Source organism: Streptococcus mitis, assembly GCF_946190115.1.
GTDB classification, from domain to species: domain Bacteria; phylum Bacillota; class Bacilli; order Lactobacillales; family Streptococcaceae; genus Streptococcus; species Streptococcus mitis_CO.
In genome coordinates this window covers 110,166-127,731 of the sequence record NZ_CAMHZG010000006.1, presented here as the reverse complement: position 1 = coordinate 127,731, position 17,566 = coordinate 110,166, and the positions used below count along the sequence as shown (strand labels likewise).

12 protein-coding genes and 1 pseudogene are annotated in these 17,566 nt (G+C 40.8%); 12 read left to right on the top strand and 1 reads right to left on the bottom strand.

Annotation, left to right across the window (positions count from 1 at the left end):
• The 12 genes and pseudogenes from N8L90_RS04985 to N8L90_RS04930 all read left to right on the top strand — a co-directional run.
• Nucleotides 1-393, top strand: a pseudogene (locus N8L90_RS04985) (Rpn family recombination-promoting nuclease/putative transposase); the annotation flags it as partial.
• Between the two features lie 319 nt (nucleotides 394-712).
• Entirely contained in the window at nucleotides 713-1,423 is a 711-nt protein-coding gene (ccdA2, locus tag N8L90_RS04980) for a thiol-disulfide oxidoreductase-associated membrane protein CcdA2 (protein ID WP_000368754.1), read from the top strand.
• 13 nt (nucleotides 1,424-1,436) lie between these two features.
• Nucleotides 1,437-2,000 (top strand): redoxin family protein, encoded by a 564-nt coding sequence (locus N8L90_RS04975; protein WP_261024434.1) that lies wholly within the window; start codon nucleotides 1,437-1,439, stop codon nucleotides 1,998-2,000.
• A 9-nt stretch (nucleotides 2,001-2,009) separates the two neighbouring features.
• The gene (gene msrB, locus N8L90_RS04970; RefSeq protein WP_261024433.1) at nucleotides 2,010-3,122 is read left to right on the top strand and encodes a peptide-methionine (R)-S-oxide reductase MsrB; all 1,113 of its coding nucleotides are present in this window, start codon (nucleotides 2,010-2,012) and stop codon (nucleotides 3,120-3,122) included.
• Between the two features lie 70 nt (nucleotides 3,123-3,192).
• Nucleotides 3,193-3,930, top strand: a complete 738-nt coding sequence (locus N8L90_RS04965) for a response regulator transcription factor (protein WP_261024432.1) — start codon at nucleotides 3,193-3,195, stop codon at nucleotides 3,928-3,930.
• The gene (locus N8L90_RS04960; RefSeq protein WP_261024431.1) at nucleotides 3,927-5,618 is read left to right on the top strand and encodes a cache domain-containing sensor histidine kinase; all 1,692 of its coding nucleotides are present in this window, start codon (nucleotides 3,927-3,929) and stop codon (nucleotides 5,616-5,618) included. Before N8L90_RS04965 ends, N8L90_RS04960 begins: the two co-directional genes overlap by 4 nt.
• A 114-nt stretch (nucleotides 5,619-5,732) precedes the next feature.
• The gene (locus N8L90_RS04955) at nucleotides 5,733-6,296 is read left to right on the top strand and encodes a TIGR01440 family protein (protein WP_203175305.1); all 564 of its coding nucleotides are present in this window, start codon (nucleotides 5,733-5,735) and stop codon (nucleotides 6,294-6,296) included.
• 2 nt (nucleotides 6,297-6,298) lie between these two features.
• Nucleotides 6,299-12,286, top strand: coding sequence for a ZmpA/ZmpB/ZmpC family metallo-endopeptidase (locus N8L90_RS04950; protein ID WP_261024429.1), 5,988 nt, complete (start codon nucleotides 6,299-6,301; stop codon nucleotides 12,284-12,286).
• Nucleotides 12,287-12,346: 60 nt separating this feature from the next.
• A complete protein-coding gene (gene pabB, locus N8L90_RS04945; protein WP_153192097.1) occupies nucleotides 12,347-14,065 on the top strand; it encodes an aminodeoxychorismate synthase component I in 1,719 nt (572 codons plus the stop codon).
• Nucleotides 14,066-14,173: 108 nt separating this feature from the next.
• Nucleotides 14,174-15,319 carry an Ltp family lipoprotein gene (locus tag N8L90_RS04940; protein WP_261024427.1) on the top strand — a complete coding sequence of 382 codons (1,146 nt, stop codon included), beginning with the start codon at nucleotides 14,174-14,176 and terminating at the stop codon, nucleotides 15,317-15,319.
• Between the two features lie 125 nt (nucleotides 15,320-15,444).
• The gene (locus tag N8L90_RS04935) at nucleotides 15,445-16,404 is read left to right on the top strand and encodes an ROK family glucokinase (protein ID WP_000078563.1); all 960 of its coding nucleotides are present in this window, start codon (nucleotides 15,445-15,447) and stop codon (nucleotides 16,402-16,404) included.
• A 97-nt stretch (nucleotides 16,405-16,501) separates the two neighbouring features.
• Nucleotides 16,502-17,341 carry a thymidylate synthase gene (locus tag N8L90_RS04930; protein WP_261024425.1) on the top strand — a complete coding sequence of 280 codons (840 nt, stop codon included), beginning with the start codon at nucleotides 16,502-16,504 and terminating at the stop codon, nucleotides 17,339-17,341.
• A gap of 50 nt (nucleotides 17,342-17,391) precedes the next feature.
• On the opposite strand, the gene N8L90_RS04925 is transcribed toward N8L90_RS04930, so the two are convergent.
• Nucleotides 17,392-17,562, bottom strand: coding sequence for a DUF3042 family protein (locus tag N8L90_RS04925; RefSeq protein WP_001051777.1), 171 nt, complete (start codon nucleotides 17,560-17,562; stop codon nucleotides 17,392-17,394).
• Nucleotides 17,563-17,566 lie beyond the last annotated feature (4 nt).

The window sequence follows — 17,566 nt, the reverse complement described above, 5'->3', positions numbered from 1 at the left end:
AAGATGGCGTTCTTGGAATTAAAAAAATACAGAGAAACCAGCAAAGACGAGGTTCGCAAGCCGTGGTTGGAGTTTTTTGGGAACAAGCCCTTTACCCAACAACCTGAGCGAGCCATCAGCCAGGCAGACCAACTGCTGGACTACAAGAGCTGGTCTGAGGAGGACAGGAAAATGTTTAGTCAACTACGTATGCGAGAAGAACAGGCATTGTTGGCACAGGACTATGCCTTGGAACAAGCTGAAGAAAAAGGATTAGAACGTGGCCGTGCAGAGGGTATCGAAGAGGGGTTAAAAGTAGGTTTAGTAAATCTAGTTCGCCAAGGTCTTCTAACACCTGAGGTTGCCAGCCAGCAATTGGGAATGACCGTTGCTGAGTTTGAGGCCTTGTTGTAAGACTATTACCAATAATGGTCAAAATGGCGTTCTTAGAACTAAAAAAATACAGAGGAACCAGCAAAGATAAGGTTCGTAAACCGTGGTTGGAGTTTTTGTAAATCTGACAGATTTTTCCGCGATAGATGGAAGAATCTGTTTTTTAATTTACTAAATGTTGGCTCAAAAAACTAAGATAGCTTACCCTTTTACTCATGTTTTTTTGATTTATTTGAAGTATAACCTGATTAAATTCCTATTTTTCCCTATCATTGTCCCTGTTTTTTCTGGAGTTTTGGGTCTATAATAGTCCTATCAAATCAAAGAATGGAGGAAGGCAATGGATAATATAATCTTTTTTATCAGTGTTTTTCTTGCTGGAATTCTTTCCTTCTTTTCTCCTTGTATTTTACCCTTGTTACCGGTCTATGCAGGGGTCTTACTGGATGACAAAGATAGTTCTCAGGCTTCTAGTGGCAAATTTTTAATCTCAGTTGTCAGTTTATTGCGAACTCTGGCCTTTATAGCGGGGATTTCCTTTATTTTTATCTTGCTGGGTTATGGAGCTGGTTTTTTAGGTAATTTGCTTTATGCTTCTTGGTTTCAGTATGTGACGGGTGCGGTTATCATTCTCTTAGGCTTGCACCAGATGGAAGTCTTACATTTTCAGGAACTTTACAAGGAAAGAAGGCTACAATTACAGAGACAGGGGCAAAAGGGGAAGGGCTATAGTCAGGCATTTTTACTAGGATTGACTTTTAGTTTTGCTTGGACGCCATGTGTAGGGCCGGTTCTGGCCTCTGTTTTAGCCTTGGCGGCTTCAGGTGGTTCAGGTGCTTGGCAGGGAGCTGGTCTCATGTTGGTTTACACGCTGGGTTTGGCACTACCATTCTTGCTTCTAGCTCTAGCCTCCAGCTATGTTTTGAAACATTTCCGAAAGCTCCATCCTTATCTCGGAACCTTCAAAAAAGTGGGTGGTTTCCTCATTATCGTGATGGGAATCTTGGTGCTTTTGGGAAATGCTTCCATTTTGACTACATTATTTGAATAGAGAGGAAAGAGAAATGAAAAAATGGCAAACATGTCTCCTTGGAGTCGGCTCAATCTGTTGCTTGGCAGCCTGTTCGGCTAAAAATATGTCAGACGAAGCTACTATGAAGGAGCAAACCAAAACAGAACAAGTCAGTGCGCAAACTGCGACTAAAGGTCAGGCAGTTGCTGATTTCGAACTGACGGGAGTAGATGGCAAGACTTACCGCTTGTCTGATTACAAGGGCAAGAAAGTTTATCTCAAATTCTGGGCTTCTTGGTGTTCCATCTGTCTAGCTAGTCTTCCAGATACGGATGAAATTGCTAAAGATGCTGGAGACGACTATGTGGTCTTGACAGTGGTGTCTCCTGGACATAAGGGGGAACAAGCAGAATCAGACTTTAAGAACTGGTACAAGGGCTTGGATTATAAACATTTCCCAGTTTTAATTGACCCGTCAGGTAAACTTTTGGAAACTTATGGCGTTCGCTCTTACCCAACTCAAGCCTTTATAGACAAGGAAGGAAAGCTGGTCAAGACGCAACCAGGTTTTATGGATAAGGATATGATTTTAAAGACATTGAAAGAAATGGGGTAGAGAAAGGTCATGAATGATAAAGTAAAATTGTTTGTCTTGGCAGGAATCTTTTTCCTAGCCATAAGCGGTTTCTATTTTCTATTGATGCGAAATGCAGGGCGGACAGATAGCTCGCAAATTGAGAAAGCGGCAGTCAGCCAAGGAGGAAAAACAGTGAAAAAAACAGAAGTGAGTAAAGATGCAGACTTGCACGAAATTTATCTGGCTGGAGGTTGTTTCTGGGGAGTGGAGGAGTATTTTTCTCGCGTTCCCGGGGTAACAGATGCCGTTTCAGGCTATGCAAATGGTAGAGGGGAAACAACCAAGTACGAATTGATTAACCAAACAGGCCATGCGGAGACTGTTCATGTTACTTATGATGCCAATCAAATTTCCCTCAAGGAAATCCTGCTTCATTACTTCCGCATTATCAATCCAACCAGCAAAAATAAACAAGGAAATGATGTAGGGACCCAATACCGTACTGGTGTTTATTACACAGATGACAAGGATTTAGAGGTGATTAACCAAGTCTTTGATGAGGTGGCTAAGAAATACGACCAACCTCTAGCAGTTGAAAAGGAGACCTTGAAGAATTTTGTAGTGGCTGAGGATTACCACCAAGACTATCTCAAGAAAAATCCAAATGGCTACTGCCATATCAATGTCAATCAGGCAGCCTATCCCGTCATTGATGCCAGCAAATATCCTAAACCAAGTGATGAGGAATTGAAAAAGACCTTGTCACCTGAGGAGTATGCAGTTACCCAGAAAAATCAAACAGAACGAGCTTTTTCAAACCGCTACTGGGATAAATTTGAATCTGGTATCTATGTTGATGTGGCAACTGGTGAACCCCTCTTTTCATCAAAGGACAAGTTTGAGTCTGGTTGTGGCTGGCCTAGTTTTACCCAACCAATCAGTCCAGATGTCGCCACCTACAAGGAAGATAAGTCCTACAATATGACACGCATGGAAGTGCGGAGCCGAGTTGGAGATTCTCACCTTGGCCATGTCTTTACGGATGGACCACAGGACAAGGGTGGCTTGCGCTACTGTATCAATAGCCTTTCTATCCGCTTTATTCCCAAAGACCAAATGGAAGAAAAAGGCTACGCTTATTTACTAGATTATGTCGATTAAGAGGGCTTTCCTAAGCAGTTAGAGGAGAATTTTGCTATACTGATACTAGTAAGTGACAAAGGAGAGAAGCATGACCTATACAATCTTAATCGTAGAAGATGAATATCTGGTAAGACAAGGTTTGACCAAGCTGGTCAATGTAGCAGCCTACGATATGGAAATCATTGGTCAGGCTGAAAATGGAAGACAGGCTTGGGACTTGGTCCAAAAGCAGGTGCCGGATATCATTTTAACCGATATCAACATGCCTCAGCTAAATGGCATCCAGTTAGCCAGTCTGGTCCGAGAAACCTATCCTCAGGTTCATCTAGTTTTTTTGACAGGCTACGATGATTTTGATTATGCCTTGTCTGCTGTCAAACTAGGTGTGGATGACTACCTGCTCAAGCCCTTTTCTCGTCAGGATATTGAGGAAATGTTGGGGAAAATCAAACAAAAACTAGACAAGGAAGAGAAAGAAGAGCAGTTACAAGATTTATTAACCGATAAGTTTGAAGGAAACATGGCCCAGAAAATCCAGTCCCATCTGGCTGATAGCCAATTCAGTTTAAAGATCTTGGCCAGTAACTTGGGCTTTAGTCCGACTTATCTGAGTTCTTTGATTAAGAAAGAGTTGGGTCTGCCATTTCAGGATTATCTGGTAAGAGAACGTGTCAAACAAGCCAAGCTCTTGCTTCTGACCACAGATCTGAAGATTTATGAGATCGCAGAGAAGGTTGGTTTTGAAGATATGAACTACTTTACCCAACGTTTTAAACAGATTGCAGGTGTGACACCTCGTCAGTTTAAGAAGGGAGAAGGCCGATGAAGCGTTCTTCTCTCCTAGTCAGAATGGTTATTTCCATCTTTCTGGTCTTTCTCATTCTTCTAGCTTTGGTTGGGACTTTCTACTATCAATCTAGTTCTTCAGCCATTGAGGATAGCATTGAGGGCAATAGCCAGACGACTATCAGCCAGACTAGCCACTTTATCCAGTCCTATATCAAAAAATTAGAAACCACCTCGACTAGTTTGACCCAGCAGACGGATGTCCTAGCCTATGCTGAGAATCCCAGTCAAGACAAGGTCAAGGGAATCCGAAATCTGTTTTTGACCATCTTAAAGGCAGACCAAGATTTGAAAACTGTTGTACTGGTCACCAAATCAGGTCAGGTCATTTCTACAGATGATAGTGTGCAGATGAAAACTTCCTCTGATATGATGGCTGAGGACTGGTATCAGAAGGCCATTCATCAGGGAGCCATGCCTATTTTGACTCCAGCTCGTAAATCAGACAGTCAGTGGGTCATTTCTGTCACTCAGGAACTTGTTGATGCCAAGGGAGCCAATCTGGGCGTGCTTCGTTTGGATATTTCCTACGAAACTCTGGAAGCCTATCTTAACCAACTCCAGTTGGGGCAGCAGGGCTTTGCCTTTATCATCAATGAAAACCATGAATTTGTTTACCATCCTCAACACACAGTTTATAGTTCATCTAGCGAAATGGAGGCCATGAAACCTTACATTGAGACAGGGCAGGGTTATACTCCAGATCACAAATCCTACGTCAGTCAGGAAAAGATTGCTGGAACTGATTGGACGGTGCTTGGTGTGTCTTCGTTGGAGAAGTTAGACCAGGTTCGGAGTCAACTCATGTGGACCTTGCTTGGGGCTAGTGTCACATCTCTTCTTGCTTGTCTCTGTTTGGTATGGTTCAGTCTCAAGCGCTGGATTGCTCCTCTGAATGACTTGAGAGATACCATGCTGGAAATTGCTTCTGGTAATCAGAATCTTCGTGCCAAGGAAACTGGTGCCTATGAACTGAGAGAAGTGACTCGCCAATTTAATGCCATGTTGGATCAGATTGATCAGCTGATGGCAGATGTGCGCAGGCAGGAAGAAACGACCCGTCAGTACCAACTTCAAGCCCTATCTAGCCAGATTAATCCGCATTTCCTCTATAACACCTTGGATACCATCATCTGGATGGCTGAATTTCAGGATAGTCAGCGCGTGGTTCAGGTGACCAAGTCCTTGGCAACCTATTTCCGCTTGGCGCTCAATCAAGGCAAGGATTTGATTTGCCTGTCTGACGAAATCAACCATGTCCGCCAGTATCTCTTTATCCAGAAACAACGCTATGGAGATAAGCTGGAATACGAAATTGCTGAAAATCCTGCCTTTGATCATCTAGTCTTGCCCAAGTTAGTGTTACAACCCTTGGTAGAAAATGCCCTTTACCATGGCATTAAGGAAAAAGAAGGTCAGGGACATATTAGAGTTTCTGTTCAGAAACAGGATTCAGGACTGGTCATCCGTATTGAGGATGATGGAGTTGGTTTCCAAGATGCTAGCGATAGTAGTCAAAGTCAGCTCAAACGTGGGGGAGTTGGTCTTCAAAATATTGACCAACGGCTCAAACTTCATTTTGGAGAACATTACCAGATGAAGATTGATTCTAGGCCCCAAAAAGGGACGACGGTTGAAATATACATAAATAGAATAGAAACTAGCTAACTCCCAGTCAATTCTGGGAGTTTTATGCAGGTTGGAGTAAGATTTTCAGGTTGTCTATCTTGCTAAAAACAAGAAAAAACGATATGATAGATAGTGATAAAAGAGGTATCAAGTATGAAGGAAAAAGACATTCAAAGAGAGACAAGCCAGATTGTAGAAGATGTATTGGAAAAGGCCAATTTGAAGCAAGGATCTATCTTTGTTTTGGGCCTCTCTTCTAGTGAAGTGATAGGTGGTCAGATTGGCAAGGAATCCAGCCAAGAAATTGGCGAAATCATTGTGAAAACCATCCTAGATATCTTAGAGGAAAAAGAAATTCATCTAGCTGTTCAAGGTTGTGAACATGTCAATCGGGCTCTCGTTGTTGAACGTCAGGTGGCAGAGCAGTTTGGTCTGGAAATCGTTAGTGTCCTTCCTACCCTTCATGCAGGAGGTTCAGGTCAGTTGGCAGCCTTCAAGTTTATGAAGGATCCAGTTGAGGTTGAATTTATCAAGGCTCATGCTGGCTTGGATATCGGAGACACTGCAATTGGCATGCATGTTAAGCATGTTCAGGTTCCGATTCGTCCTCTTTTGAGAGAGATTGGTCATGCCCACGTAACGGCGTTGGCTAGTCGTCCAAAATTAATTGGAGGTGCGCGTGCGCATTATCCACAAGATTCTATTAGAAAGTCGTGAAAATGAGAAAAACAAAACAGCAACTAGAAAAAATCACCAAATATTCGATTCGTAAGCTAACTGTTGGGGTAGGTCCTGTAGCCATCGGAGCCTTCCTTTTTGGAGCCAGTGCCCTTTCAGTAGATAAGGTTCAAGCCAATGAAGTTGGCAGTGCTCATAGTGTTCATTACCGTTATTTGGCGGAGCAGGAATTGACCGAGTCTGAAAAAGCCCTGATTCATCATGAGGTTCCTACAGAATTTCAAGATGATGATATTCTATATGTAGTTTATCGTAAGAAGGCAACTAACAGTCAACAACTTCCATACACAGGAAGTAAGGAACTAGCCTTGGCAGGTCTTGGTTTGGCAACGGCCTCATTAGCAGTCTTTTTGGTGTCCAAAAAAGGTCGCAAAGAGGTTCTAGGTGTTCTTCTGATTGGTTCTTTAGGAGCTAGCACCTTTGTGCCTTACGGGACATTTGCATTTGAAAATAAAGAATTGCTTTCTTATAACCAAACTATTTCGGCCACTACACATGAAGGTTTAGCTGAAGGGATTATTCATATTGATGGCTATGAGTACATCGGATACTTCAAGGAAGCAGAACTCCATCCATCAAGACCAGCTTCAGCTGAGAAGTCTCAGTTGCCAGTAGAAAAGCAAAATGCAAATGAAATCGAGAAAACAGAAGTCGTTCAAGAAAGACCTGCTGTCACTCCTGAAACTGTTGTCGAAAAATCTGTAGTAGAGAATCCAGTTGCTCCTGCTGTTGAAGAAAAACCAGTTTCTGAGAAGCCTCAGGTTAGACAGGAAGAGAGCTTGGTGGAGATTCCTTTTGAAACGGTCACAAGTCCAGACGCGAATCTAGCAGAAGGAAAGACTCGTATCGTCACAGCAGGAGTAAAGGGTCAGCGTCGTCTTGTAACTAAAGTATCGATGGTCAATGGTCAAGAAGTTAGAGAAGTCATTGAAGACCAAGTGGTTCAAAATCCTGTGCCGCAAGTCATTGCAGTCGGAACTAAGAAAGAGGTGCAACCTACCTCAACTCCAGTACCACAAGCTGAACCAACTCACCAAGTAGCTAAAGGTACGCAAGAAGAAGGAAAAGAAGGTCAAGCCTTAACACAAGCTGAATTACCAGAGGCTCCAGTTGAAGCAAAAGGAACCCAAGAGGCAGGCAAAGAAGGTCAAGCCCTAACACAGCCAGAATTGCCAGAAGCTATAGTAGAGTCTAAAGGAACTCAAGAGGTAGGTAAGGAAGGTCAAGCTCTAACACAACCGGAACTACCAGAGGCTAAAGTAGAGTCTAAAGGAACTCAAGAGGTAGGTAAGGAAGGTCAATCCTTAACGCAACCGGAACTACCAGAAGCTATAGTAGAGTCTAAAGGAACCCAAGAGGAAGGTAAAGCAGGTCAAGCACTTGTTCAAGATCAATTACCTGAGTATAAGGTGACTGAGGGAACCCTTGTTGAAGAATCAACTACAGAACTTGACTACAAAACTGAAACTACTGAGGATCCAACTAAGTATACAGACGAAGAAATTATCCTACGAAATGGTGAAAAAGGAAGTCAAGTTACAAAAACAACCTATAAAACGGTAGAAGGTGTCAAAACTGACCAAGTTCTTTCAACTAGTACGGAAGTGACCAAGGAGCCTGTAAATCAACAGGTAAGCCGTGGTACAAAACCAATTGAAGGAACTCTTGTAGAGGAAAGCCTTGAAAAGATTCCATTCGAAGAAAAGATTGAAGAAGATGCTCAACTGAAAAACGGTTTAGAAGTTGTAGCTCAAGAAGGTAAAGAAGGTCAGAAAAAAATCACTAAGACCTTTAATACTATCAAAGGAGTTAAGACTGAGGATGCACCAAAAGTAACGGAAGAAGTAATTGAGGCCCCTCAAGACCGAATTTTGAAACGTGGTACTAAGAGCTTTGAAAAACCAGTATTGACCCTCACTGCAGTTAAACCTAAGGATTTGAAACGTACTTCAGATGTTAAATACAGTCTAGAAAATCCAAGCAAGGCGGCCATTAAATCTATCACCTTAACTCTGAAAAAAGGTGATGAGATTGTGAAAACATTGAATGTTTCACCTGACAACTTAACAGCTAGCCTGACAGATTTACAATACTACAAAGATTATAAGATTGAAACTAAGATGGTTTATGACCGTGGTGAAGGCGATGAGGAAGTAGTTCTGAATGAAGAACCTCTAAGAATTGACCTCAAAAAAGTTGAAATCAAAAATATCAAAGAAACAAGCTTGATGAGTGTGGACGCTGACGGTAATGAAACAGATACTAGTTTGCTTACAGAAAAACCAGCTGATGTTGCCCCACTTTACCTACGAGTTACAACTCACGACAACAAGGTTACACGACTTGCTGTTGACAAGATTGAAGAAGTAGAAAAAGACGGAAAAACTTTATATAAAGTCACTGCCAAAGCACCAGACTTAGTTCAACGTAATGCAGATAACACACTTAGCGAAGAGTATGTTCATTACTTTGAAAAACAAAAAGCAAAAGAAGGTAATGTTTACTACAACTTCAATGAGCTTGTAAAAGATATGAAAGCTAACCCTAGCGGTGAGTTCAAACTTGGTGCAGATCTAAATGCAGCTAATGTACCAACTCCAAATAAAGAGTATGTTCCTGGTACATTTAAAGGTAAGTTATCAAGTGTTGAGGGACAACGTTATTCAATCCACAATATGACACGTCAATTATTTGGTGGTATTGAAGGTGGTTCGGTTAAAGATGTTAACTTAGCTAATGTCGATATTAATATGCCTTGGATTGATAACATTTCTGCTCTTGCTAGAACTGTTAAAAATGCTACTGTTGAGAATATTAAAGTAACTGGTAGCATCACTGGTAGAGATGGAATTGCCGGACTTGTTAACAAATTAGATAACGGCGGACAACTTACTAATGTTGCTTATATCGGTAAACTTACTGGTGTAGGTGACAGAGGATGGGATTTCGCTGGTATGGTTGGTGAAATCTGGAAAGGTAATGTTGATAAAGGATATGTAGAAGCTGATATAGCTGCTAATAAAGCTCGTATCGGTGGATTTGTTGCTAGATCCGATAACGGTTCCGATCCTAACGGAATTGGTAAATATGGTTCTGTTCGTAACGCTGTTACTAAAGGAACTATTAAAGTAAATACACCTGTTGAAGTAGGTGGTTTCCTTAGTAAGAACTGGGCATGGGGTAAAGTTGCAGACTCTGTGTCTATGATGAAAGTTGAAAATGGTGAAGTGTTCTATGGATCTAAAGATATTGACGAAGATGGTGGATACTTCTCAAATAACGCTTTAGAACGTAACTTTATCGTGAAAGATGTAAGTACAGGTAAACGTTCATTTAAATTCTCTGTTTCTAACCGAATTAAAGAAGTGTCTCAAGATGAAGCTGACCAGAAAATTGCAACATTAGGAATTACGGCTAATGATTATGTTATCAATCCTCTTGTTTCAGATACATTAAATAATGTTAAACCAAAATCTGACACTTACAAAGATACTCAAGATTACAATGCAGACCGTGAACTTGCTTATCGTAATGTTGAAAAACTTCAACCGTTCTACAACAAAGAATGGATTGTAAATCAAGGAAATAAATTAGCTGCTGATAGTCCACTAATGACTAAAGAAGTATTGTCTGTAACTGCTATGAAAGGCAATGACTTTGTCACAGACCTTACAGATGCCGACCATATTATGGTTCACTACGCAGATAAGACAAAAGACATCTTTACAATTTCACCGAAAGAATCTAAAGTGAAACAAGTGAAAGAATATAGCGTGGCTGAATTGGGTGAAGTCGTTTATACACCAAATATGGTTGTTAAAGATCGTACAGATTTAATCAGTGCTATTGAAAGCAAATTAAGTTCAGTTGAATTGCAATCTGACCCGATTTACCAACATTTGGGTAGAACTGGTCCTAACAAAGTCAATGCAATTAAGGACTTGTACCTAGAAGAAAGCTTCAAGTATGTTAAAGATAATCTTAATAAATTCGTTACGAAGTTAGTAGAAAATGAAGATCACCAGCTTAACACTGATGAAGCTGCAAAACGTGCCTTGATTAAGAAAATCGATGACAATAAGGCCGCAGTTCTTCTTGGTTTGTCTTACCTCAACCGATACTACGGCGTTAAATTCGATGACTTTAACATTAAAGAGTTAATGTTGTTCAAACCGGACTTCTACGGTAAGAACGTTAGCGTCTTAGATAGAATCATCAATATTGGCTCTAAAGAAAGTTATATTAAGGGTGACCGCACTCACGATGCTTATCGTGAAGTGATTGCCGGTGCTACTGGTAAAGGTAATTTACATGAGTTCTTGAAATACAATATGGAACTCTTCACAAGTGACACAGATTTAAACGATTGGTTTATAAAAGCAACTAAAGATAATGTATATGTCGTTGAACCGAAGACAACAACTCCTGAATTTGCTGATAAGAAACACAGAGCCTACGAGGGATTAAACAATGACATGCATGGTAAGATGATTCTACCACTTCTTAACTTGAAAGATGCGCATATGTTCTTAATCTCAACATATAACACTATGGCATACAGTTCATTTGAAAAATACGGTAAGAATACTGCAGAAGAACGCGAAGCATTCAAAGCTGAAATCAATAAAGTCGCTAAAGGTCAACAAAATTACCTAGACTTCTGGTCTCGTCTATCATTAGATAAAGTTCGTAATCAACTGCTTAAGAGCAATAACATGGTTCCAACTCCTGTGTTAGATAACCAAAATTATAAAGGAATCAGCACAGATAAATACGGACATACGAATAGTGGTAAAGACGTAGCACCTATCCGTGAATTATACGGGCCAACAGGTCGTTACCATGCTACTGACTGGCGTATGGGAGCTGTAGCTCGTATCTACGGTAATCCTTATAAGGATGATTCAGTTTTCTTCATGGTTACCAATATGATTAGTGACTTCGGTATCTCTGCATTTACTCACGAAACGACTCACGTAAATGACCGTATGGTTTACTTAGGTGGTTCAAGACACCGTGAAGGTACTGACCTAGAAGCATTTGCACAAGGTATGTTGCAATCTCCTGCTGAAACAAGTCCAAACGGTGACTTCAAAGCACTTGGATTAAACATGGCATACGAACGTCCAAATGACGGAAATCAATGGTATAACACAAATCCAAATGACCTTACATCTCGCGCTGAAATTGATCATTACATGAAAGGTTTCAATGATACGCTTATGCTTCTTGATTATCTTGAAGGAGAAGCCGTTCTTGATAAAGGTAGCAAAGAACTAAACAATGCTTGGTTCAAGAAAGTTGCTAAGAAATTACGTAACGCTAATACGAAGAACCAATACGATGAGGTTCGTGATTTGAATGCAGAAGAAAAAGAATATAACTTAACTTCTGTTAACGACCTAGTAGATAAGAACTTCATGACCAAACACGGTCCTGGTAATGGTACTTATGACCCAACTGGATTTGGCTCTGCCTATGTAACGGTGCCTATCACTGCTGGTATCTATGGTGGTAATACAAGTGAAGGAGCTCCAGGCTCTATGTCATTCAAACATAACACATTCCGTATGTGGGGTTACTTTGGATATGAAAAAGGCTTCTTAAACTACGCTTCTAACATGCTGAAAAATGAGTCTAAACAGGCTGGTCATGCTACTCTAGGTGATGACTTTATCATTAAGAAAGTTTCTGATGGTAAATTTAATACTCTAGAAGATTGGAAGAAAGCATACTTCAAAGAAGTTGTTGATAAAGCGAAAGCAGGATTTAATCCAGTTACAATTGACGGCACTACATACAGTAGTTACGATGACTTGAAGAATGCATTTGCTACTGCTGTTGATAAAGATAAAGCTACTCTTAAAAATGGATCAGTTAAATTTGATAATACTGTATCACTTAAAGAGAAATTATTCAAGAAACTTCTTCAACAAACAAATAGCTTTAAAACTTCAATCTTTAAATAATCGAAATCTCTCATCTGCTTTGCGGATGAGGGTTTTCTTATTTTGTGCTATACTTAAGGTATGCATAGAAAAACAGTGATTGATTTTAGGGCTTTGGGGGAGAGATACATCTTTACCCAGCCCATTAAAGAGTTAAAAACCAGAGATTTAACAGAAGTAACAGCCTTGCTGGCACAAGTGGAAAGTTTCCAAGAGCAAGGCTATTATGTGGTGGGCTATGTCAGCTACGAGGCTGCACCTGCTTTTGAGGAGAAATTAGCAGTTCACAAGGCTCCTTTATTGGACGAGTATTTGCTTTACTTTACTGTTCACGATAAGGTGGAGACCTCTCCAATTCCTTTGACTTATGATGAGGTTGATTTGCCTTCAAATTGGCAGGAAGTAACGTCTGCAGAGGATTATGAAAAGGCGATTGCTCAGATTCACCATCATTTGCGGCAGGGAGATACCTATCAGGTCAACTATACCGTTCAACTCAAGCAAGATTTAAGTGCTAATCCGTTTGCCATCTACAATCGCATGGTGGTAGAGCAGGAGGCAGGCTATAATGCCTATGTGGAACACGATGAGATGGCAGTGATTTCCATGAGTCCAGAACTCTTTTTTGAGCAAAATGACCGTGAATTGACGACGCGACCAATGAAGGGAACGACTCAGCGTGGCATGACTGACCAAGAAGACTTGGAGCAGGCCAGTTGGTTGGAACAGGACCCCAAAAATCGCTCTGAAAATATGATGATTGTGGACCTCTTGCGCAACGATATGAACCGTATTTCTGAAGTGGGCAGTGAACATGTGGAGCGTCTGTGTCAAGTGGAGCAGTATTCAACTGTTTGGCAGATGACTTCGACTATCAAGAGTCAGTTGCGAGAGGATGTGGACTTGGTTGCCATTTTTCGTTCTCTCTTTCCTTGTGGATCCATAACGGGAGCTCCGAAAATTGCGACAATGGAGATCATCAAGAACTTGGAGCCACAACCACGCGGAGTCTACTGTGGAACGATTGGTCTCTTGCTTCCAAATGGACGACGGATTTTTAATGTTGCCATTCGGACCATTCAACTGCATAAAGAAAAAGCCATCTATGGAGTTGGCGGAGGCATTACATGGGATAGCACTTGGGAATCTGAATACCGAGAGGTTCATCAAAAGGCAGCTGTTCTCTATCGTAAACAAGCTCGTTTCCAAATAATTACAACTGGAAAAATCAGTCAGAAGAGCTTGCTGTTTGAAGATCAACATTTGGAAAGACTGAGAAAAGCTAGTCGATATTTTGCTTATCCTTTTGATTCAGAAAACTTGAAACGAAAGATAGAGGAGGAGTGTCAGGCTTGTGATGCTAATCAAGATTACCGCTTGCGAATTAGCCTTAGCAAGTCTGGAGAGATAGAACTCAGTCGACAAATCTTAACATCCCTTAGTCCAAGTTTTTGCGAGGCCGAACTTTGTCTGCAAGAAGCAGATTTGAATCAAGCATTTACCTATTTTAAAACGACTCATAGACCACACTTGACTCTAGGGAAACAGGAAATCATTTACCATAATGTAAAAGGAGAACTGCTTGAAAGCTCTATCGGAAATTTGGTTCTGAAAATCGCTGGGAAACTCTACACACCGCCTATCCGACTGGGAATCTTACCAGGAATTTACCGTCAGCATTTGCTGGAAAGAGGACAGGTAGAAGAGAAAGTCTTTACCTTGACAGATTTAGCCCAAGCAGAAGCTATTTACGGCTGTAATGCAGTGAGAGGCTTGTATGAGTTATTTATTCAAAAATAAGAATTGTAATGAAAAGTTATAAGGACTAGGATTGATTTTTCCTTGAATTGAAGAAATAAATCTGATAAAATAAACATGAAATCGATATCATAATTATGGGAGAAAAAGATGAACAAACGTCTATTTTTAAAAATGAGTCTGGCAACATTGCCAGTTTTAGCCTTGTTTTTACAACCAGTTTTAGCAGAAGAAAACATTCATTTTTCTAGTTGTAAGGAAGCTTGGGCTAATGGCTATTCGGATCTTCATGAGGGAGACCCTGGTTATTCTGCCAAGTTAGACCGCGATCATGATGGTGTGGCTTGCGAATTGAAAAATGCTCCTAAGGGTGCCTTTAAAGCAAAACAAGCAACTGCGGCTCAAACCAACACAACTTCATCTACAACAAGTGGTTGGGTTAAGCAGGACGGTGCTTGGTACTACTTTGATGGAAATGGAAATCCAGTGAAAAATACTTGGCAAGGAAGTTATTACCTGAAAGCAGACGGAAAAATGGCCCAGAGCGAATGGATTTATGATGATTCTTATCAAGCTTGGTATTACTTGAAATCAGATGGATCTTATGCTTACAGTACATGGCAAGGAGCTTACTACCTTAAATCAAACGGAAAAATGGCTAAAGGTGAATGGGTTTATGACTCTTCTTACCAAGCCTGGTATTACTTGAAATCAGATGGATCTTATGCTCGCAATGCTTGGCAAGGGAACTACTATTTGAAATCGGATGGTAAAATGGCTAAAGGTGAATGGGTTTATGATGCTACCTATCAAGCTTGGTATTACTTGAAATCAGATGGATCTTATGCTTATAGTACATGGCAAGGAAATTACTATTTAAAATCGAATGGTAAAATGGCTGTCAATGAATGGGTTGATGGTGGACGTTATTATGTTGGCGCTGACGGAGTTTGGAAGGAAGGTCAAGCAAGTACAGCTTCTTCTAGTAATGATAGCAATAGTGAATATTCTGCTGCTTTAGGAAAGGCAAAAAGTTATAATTCGTTATTCCACATGTCAAAAAAACGTATGTATAGACAATTAACTTCTGATTTTGATAAATTTTCAAATGATGCAGCTCAATATGCGGTTGATCATTTAGAAGCCGATTATAAATATAATGCCTTATTTAATGCTAAAAACTATAGAAAATTATTTAATATGTCTAAGTCTCGTCTCATCAACCAATTGACCTCTTCTATAGATGGCTTTACAGAGGAAGAAGCTAACTATGCAATTAATCATTTAGATGACTAACAGATACTGGTAGGCGAAAAATTCCTTATAATTCATTCACGCAAACCTTTGCATAAATGAGTGAATTTTGTTATACTAGTGCTGTAAGCATTTTCAATTAATTCATAATGAAAAAGGAGAATATGATGAGTCAAAAGATTATTGGGATTGACCTTGGTGGAACTTCTATCAAATTTGCAATCTTAACAACAGCAGGAGAAATCCAAGAAAAATGGTCTATCAAGACTAACATTTTGGATGAGGGAAGTCATATCGTAGATGATATGATTGAGTCTATTCAACACCGTTTGGACTTGCTTGGGTTGGTGGCAGCGGATTTCCAAGGTATTGGAATGGGGTCACCAGGTGTGGTTGACCGTGAAAAAGGAACAGTTATTGGTGCCTACAACTTGAACTGGAAAACCCTTCAACCAATTAAAGAAAAGATTGAAAAAGCCTTGGGTATCCCATTCTTCATCGATAATGATGCCAACGTGGCAGCTCTTGGTGAACGTTGGATGGGTGCTGGTGATAACCAACCAGATGTTGTCTTTATGACACTTGGTACAGGTGTTGGTGGCGGTATTGTCGCAGAAGGCAAATTGCTTCACGGTGTTGCTGGTGCAGCAGGGGAGCTTGGCCACATCACTGTTGACTTTGACCAACCAATCGCATGTACCTGTGGTAAGAAAGGTTGCCTTGAGACAGTTGCTTCTGCAACAGGTATTGTCAATTTGACTCGTCGCTATGCCGATGAATACGAAGGCGATGCAGCTTTGAAACGCTTGATTGATAACGGAGAAGAAGTAACTGCTAAGACTGTCTTTGATCTTGCAAAAGAAGGAGACGACCTTGCTTTGATTGTTTACCGTAACTTCTCACGTTACTTGGGAATCGCTTGTGCTAACATCGGTTCAATTCTCAACCCATCAACAATTGTTATCGGTGGTGGTGTGTCAGCTGCAGGAGAATTCCTTCTACAAGGTGTTCAAAAAGTCTACGACGAAAATAGTTTCCCACAAGTACGTACATCAACAAAATTAGCTCTTGCAACTCTAGGAAACGACGCTGGAGTAATCGGAGCAGCATCACTTGTATTGCAATAAAATAATCAAAGAGGAAAAATGCTAACCTAGAGTTAGTAATGTTCCTCTTTTCTTTTTTATGCTATACTAGTTAGGACAATAAATGAGGTAAGAGTAAATGACAAAAGCAGATACAATTTTTAAAGAAAATATTGAACGAATCCTCAAAGACGGTGTCTTTTCAGAGCAGGCTCGTCCTAAGTACAAGGATGGAACTGTTGCTAACTCTAAGTATGTAACGGGTGCCTTTGCCGAGTATGACTTGGCTAATGGGGAATTCCCCATCACGACCCTGCGCCCAATCGCTATCAAATCCGCTATCAAGGAAGTGCTCTGGATTTACCAAGACCAGTCTAATAGCCTAGAGGTGCTTAATGACAAATACAATGTTCACTACTGGAATGACTGGGAAGTGGGAGATACAGGAACCATTGGTGAGCGCTATGGTGCCGTTGTTAAGAAACACGATATCATCAATAAGCTTCTCAAACAGTTGGAAGCCAATCCTTGGAACCGCCGAAATATCATTTCGCTCTGGGATTACCAGGCTTTCGAAGAAACAGATGGGCTGCTCCCATGCGCCTTTCAGACCATGTTTGATGTTCGCCGTGTAGATGGAGAAATCTATCTGGATGCGACCTTGACCCAGCGTTCTAACGATATGCTGGTGGCCCACCACATCAATGCTATGCAGTATGTGGCTCTTCAAATGATGATTGCCAAGCATTTTGGCTGGAAGGTTGGGAAGTTCTTCTATTTCATAAATAACCTCCATATCTATGACAATCAATTTGAACAAGCTCAGGAATTGCTTCGTCGTGAGCCGTCAAACTGCCAACCTCGTTTGGTACTGAATGCTCCTGCTGGGACTAATTTCTTTGATATCAAAGCAGAAGATTTTGAGTTGGTGGATTATGACCCTGTTAAGCCGCAGTTGAAGTTTGACCTAGCTATTTAAAAGAAGCGAAAAAAGAAGTTGAGACAATGAATCCCAACTTCTTTTGTTTCTTAACGTGATACGCGGCGGCGAGCTGCTTTTTTACGGTTTTCTTCGATGAAAGCTGCTTTTTGCTCTTCTGGTTCGATTACTTTCTTTTTAAATGCGTATACTGCACCTGCAAGTGCAGCGACAGTTCCTGCGACACCTGTTACAAGACCTTTAGCGAATCCTTTAGCCATGAGT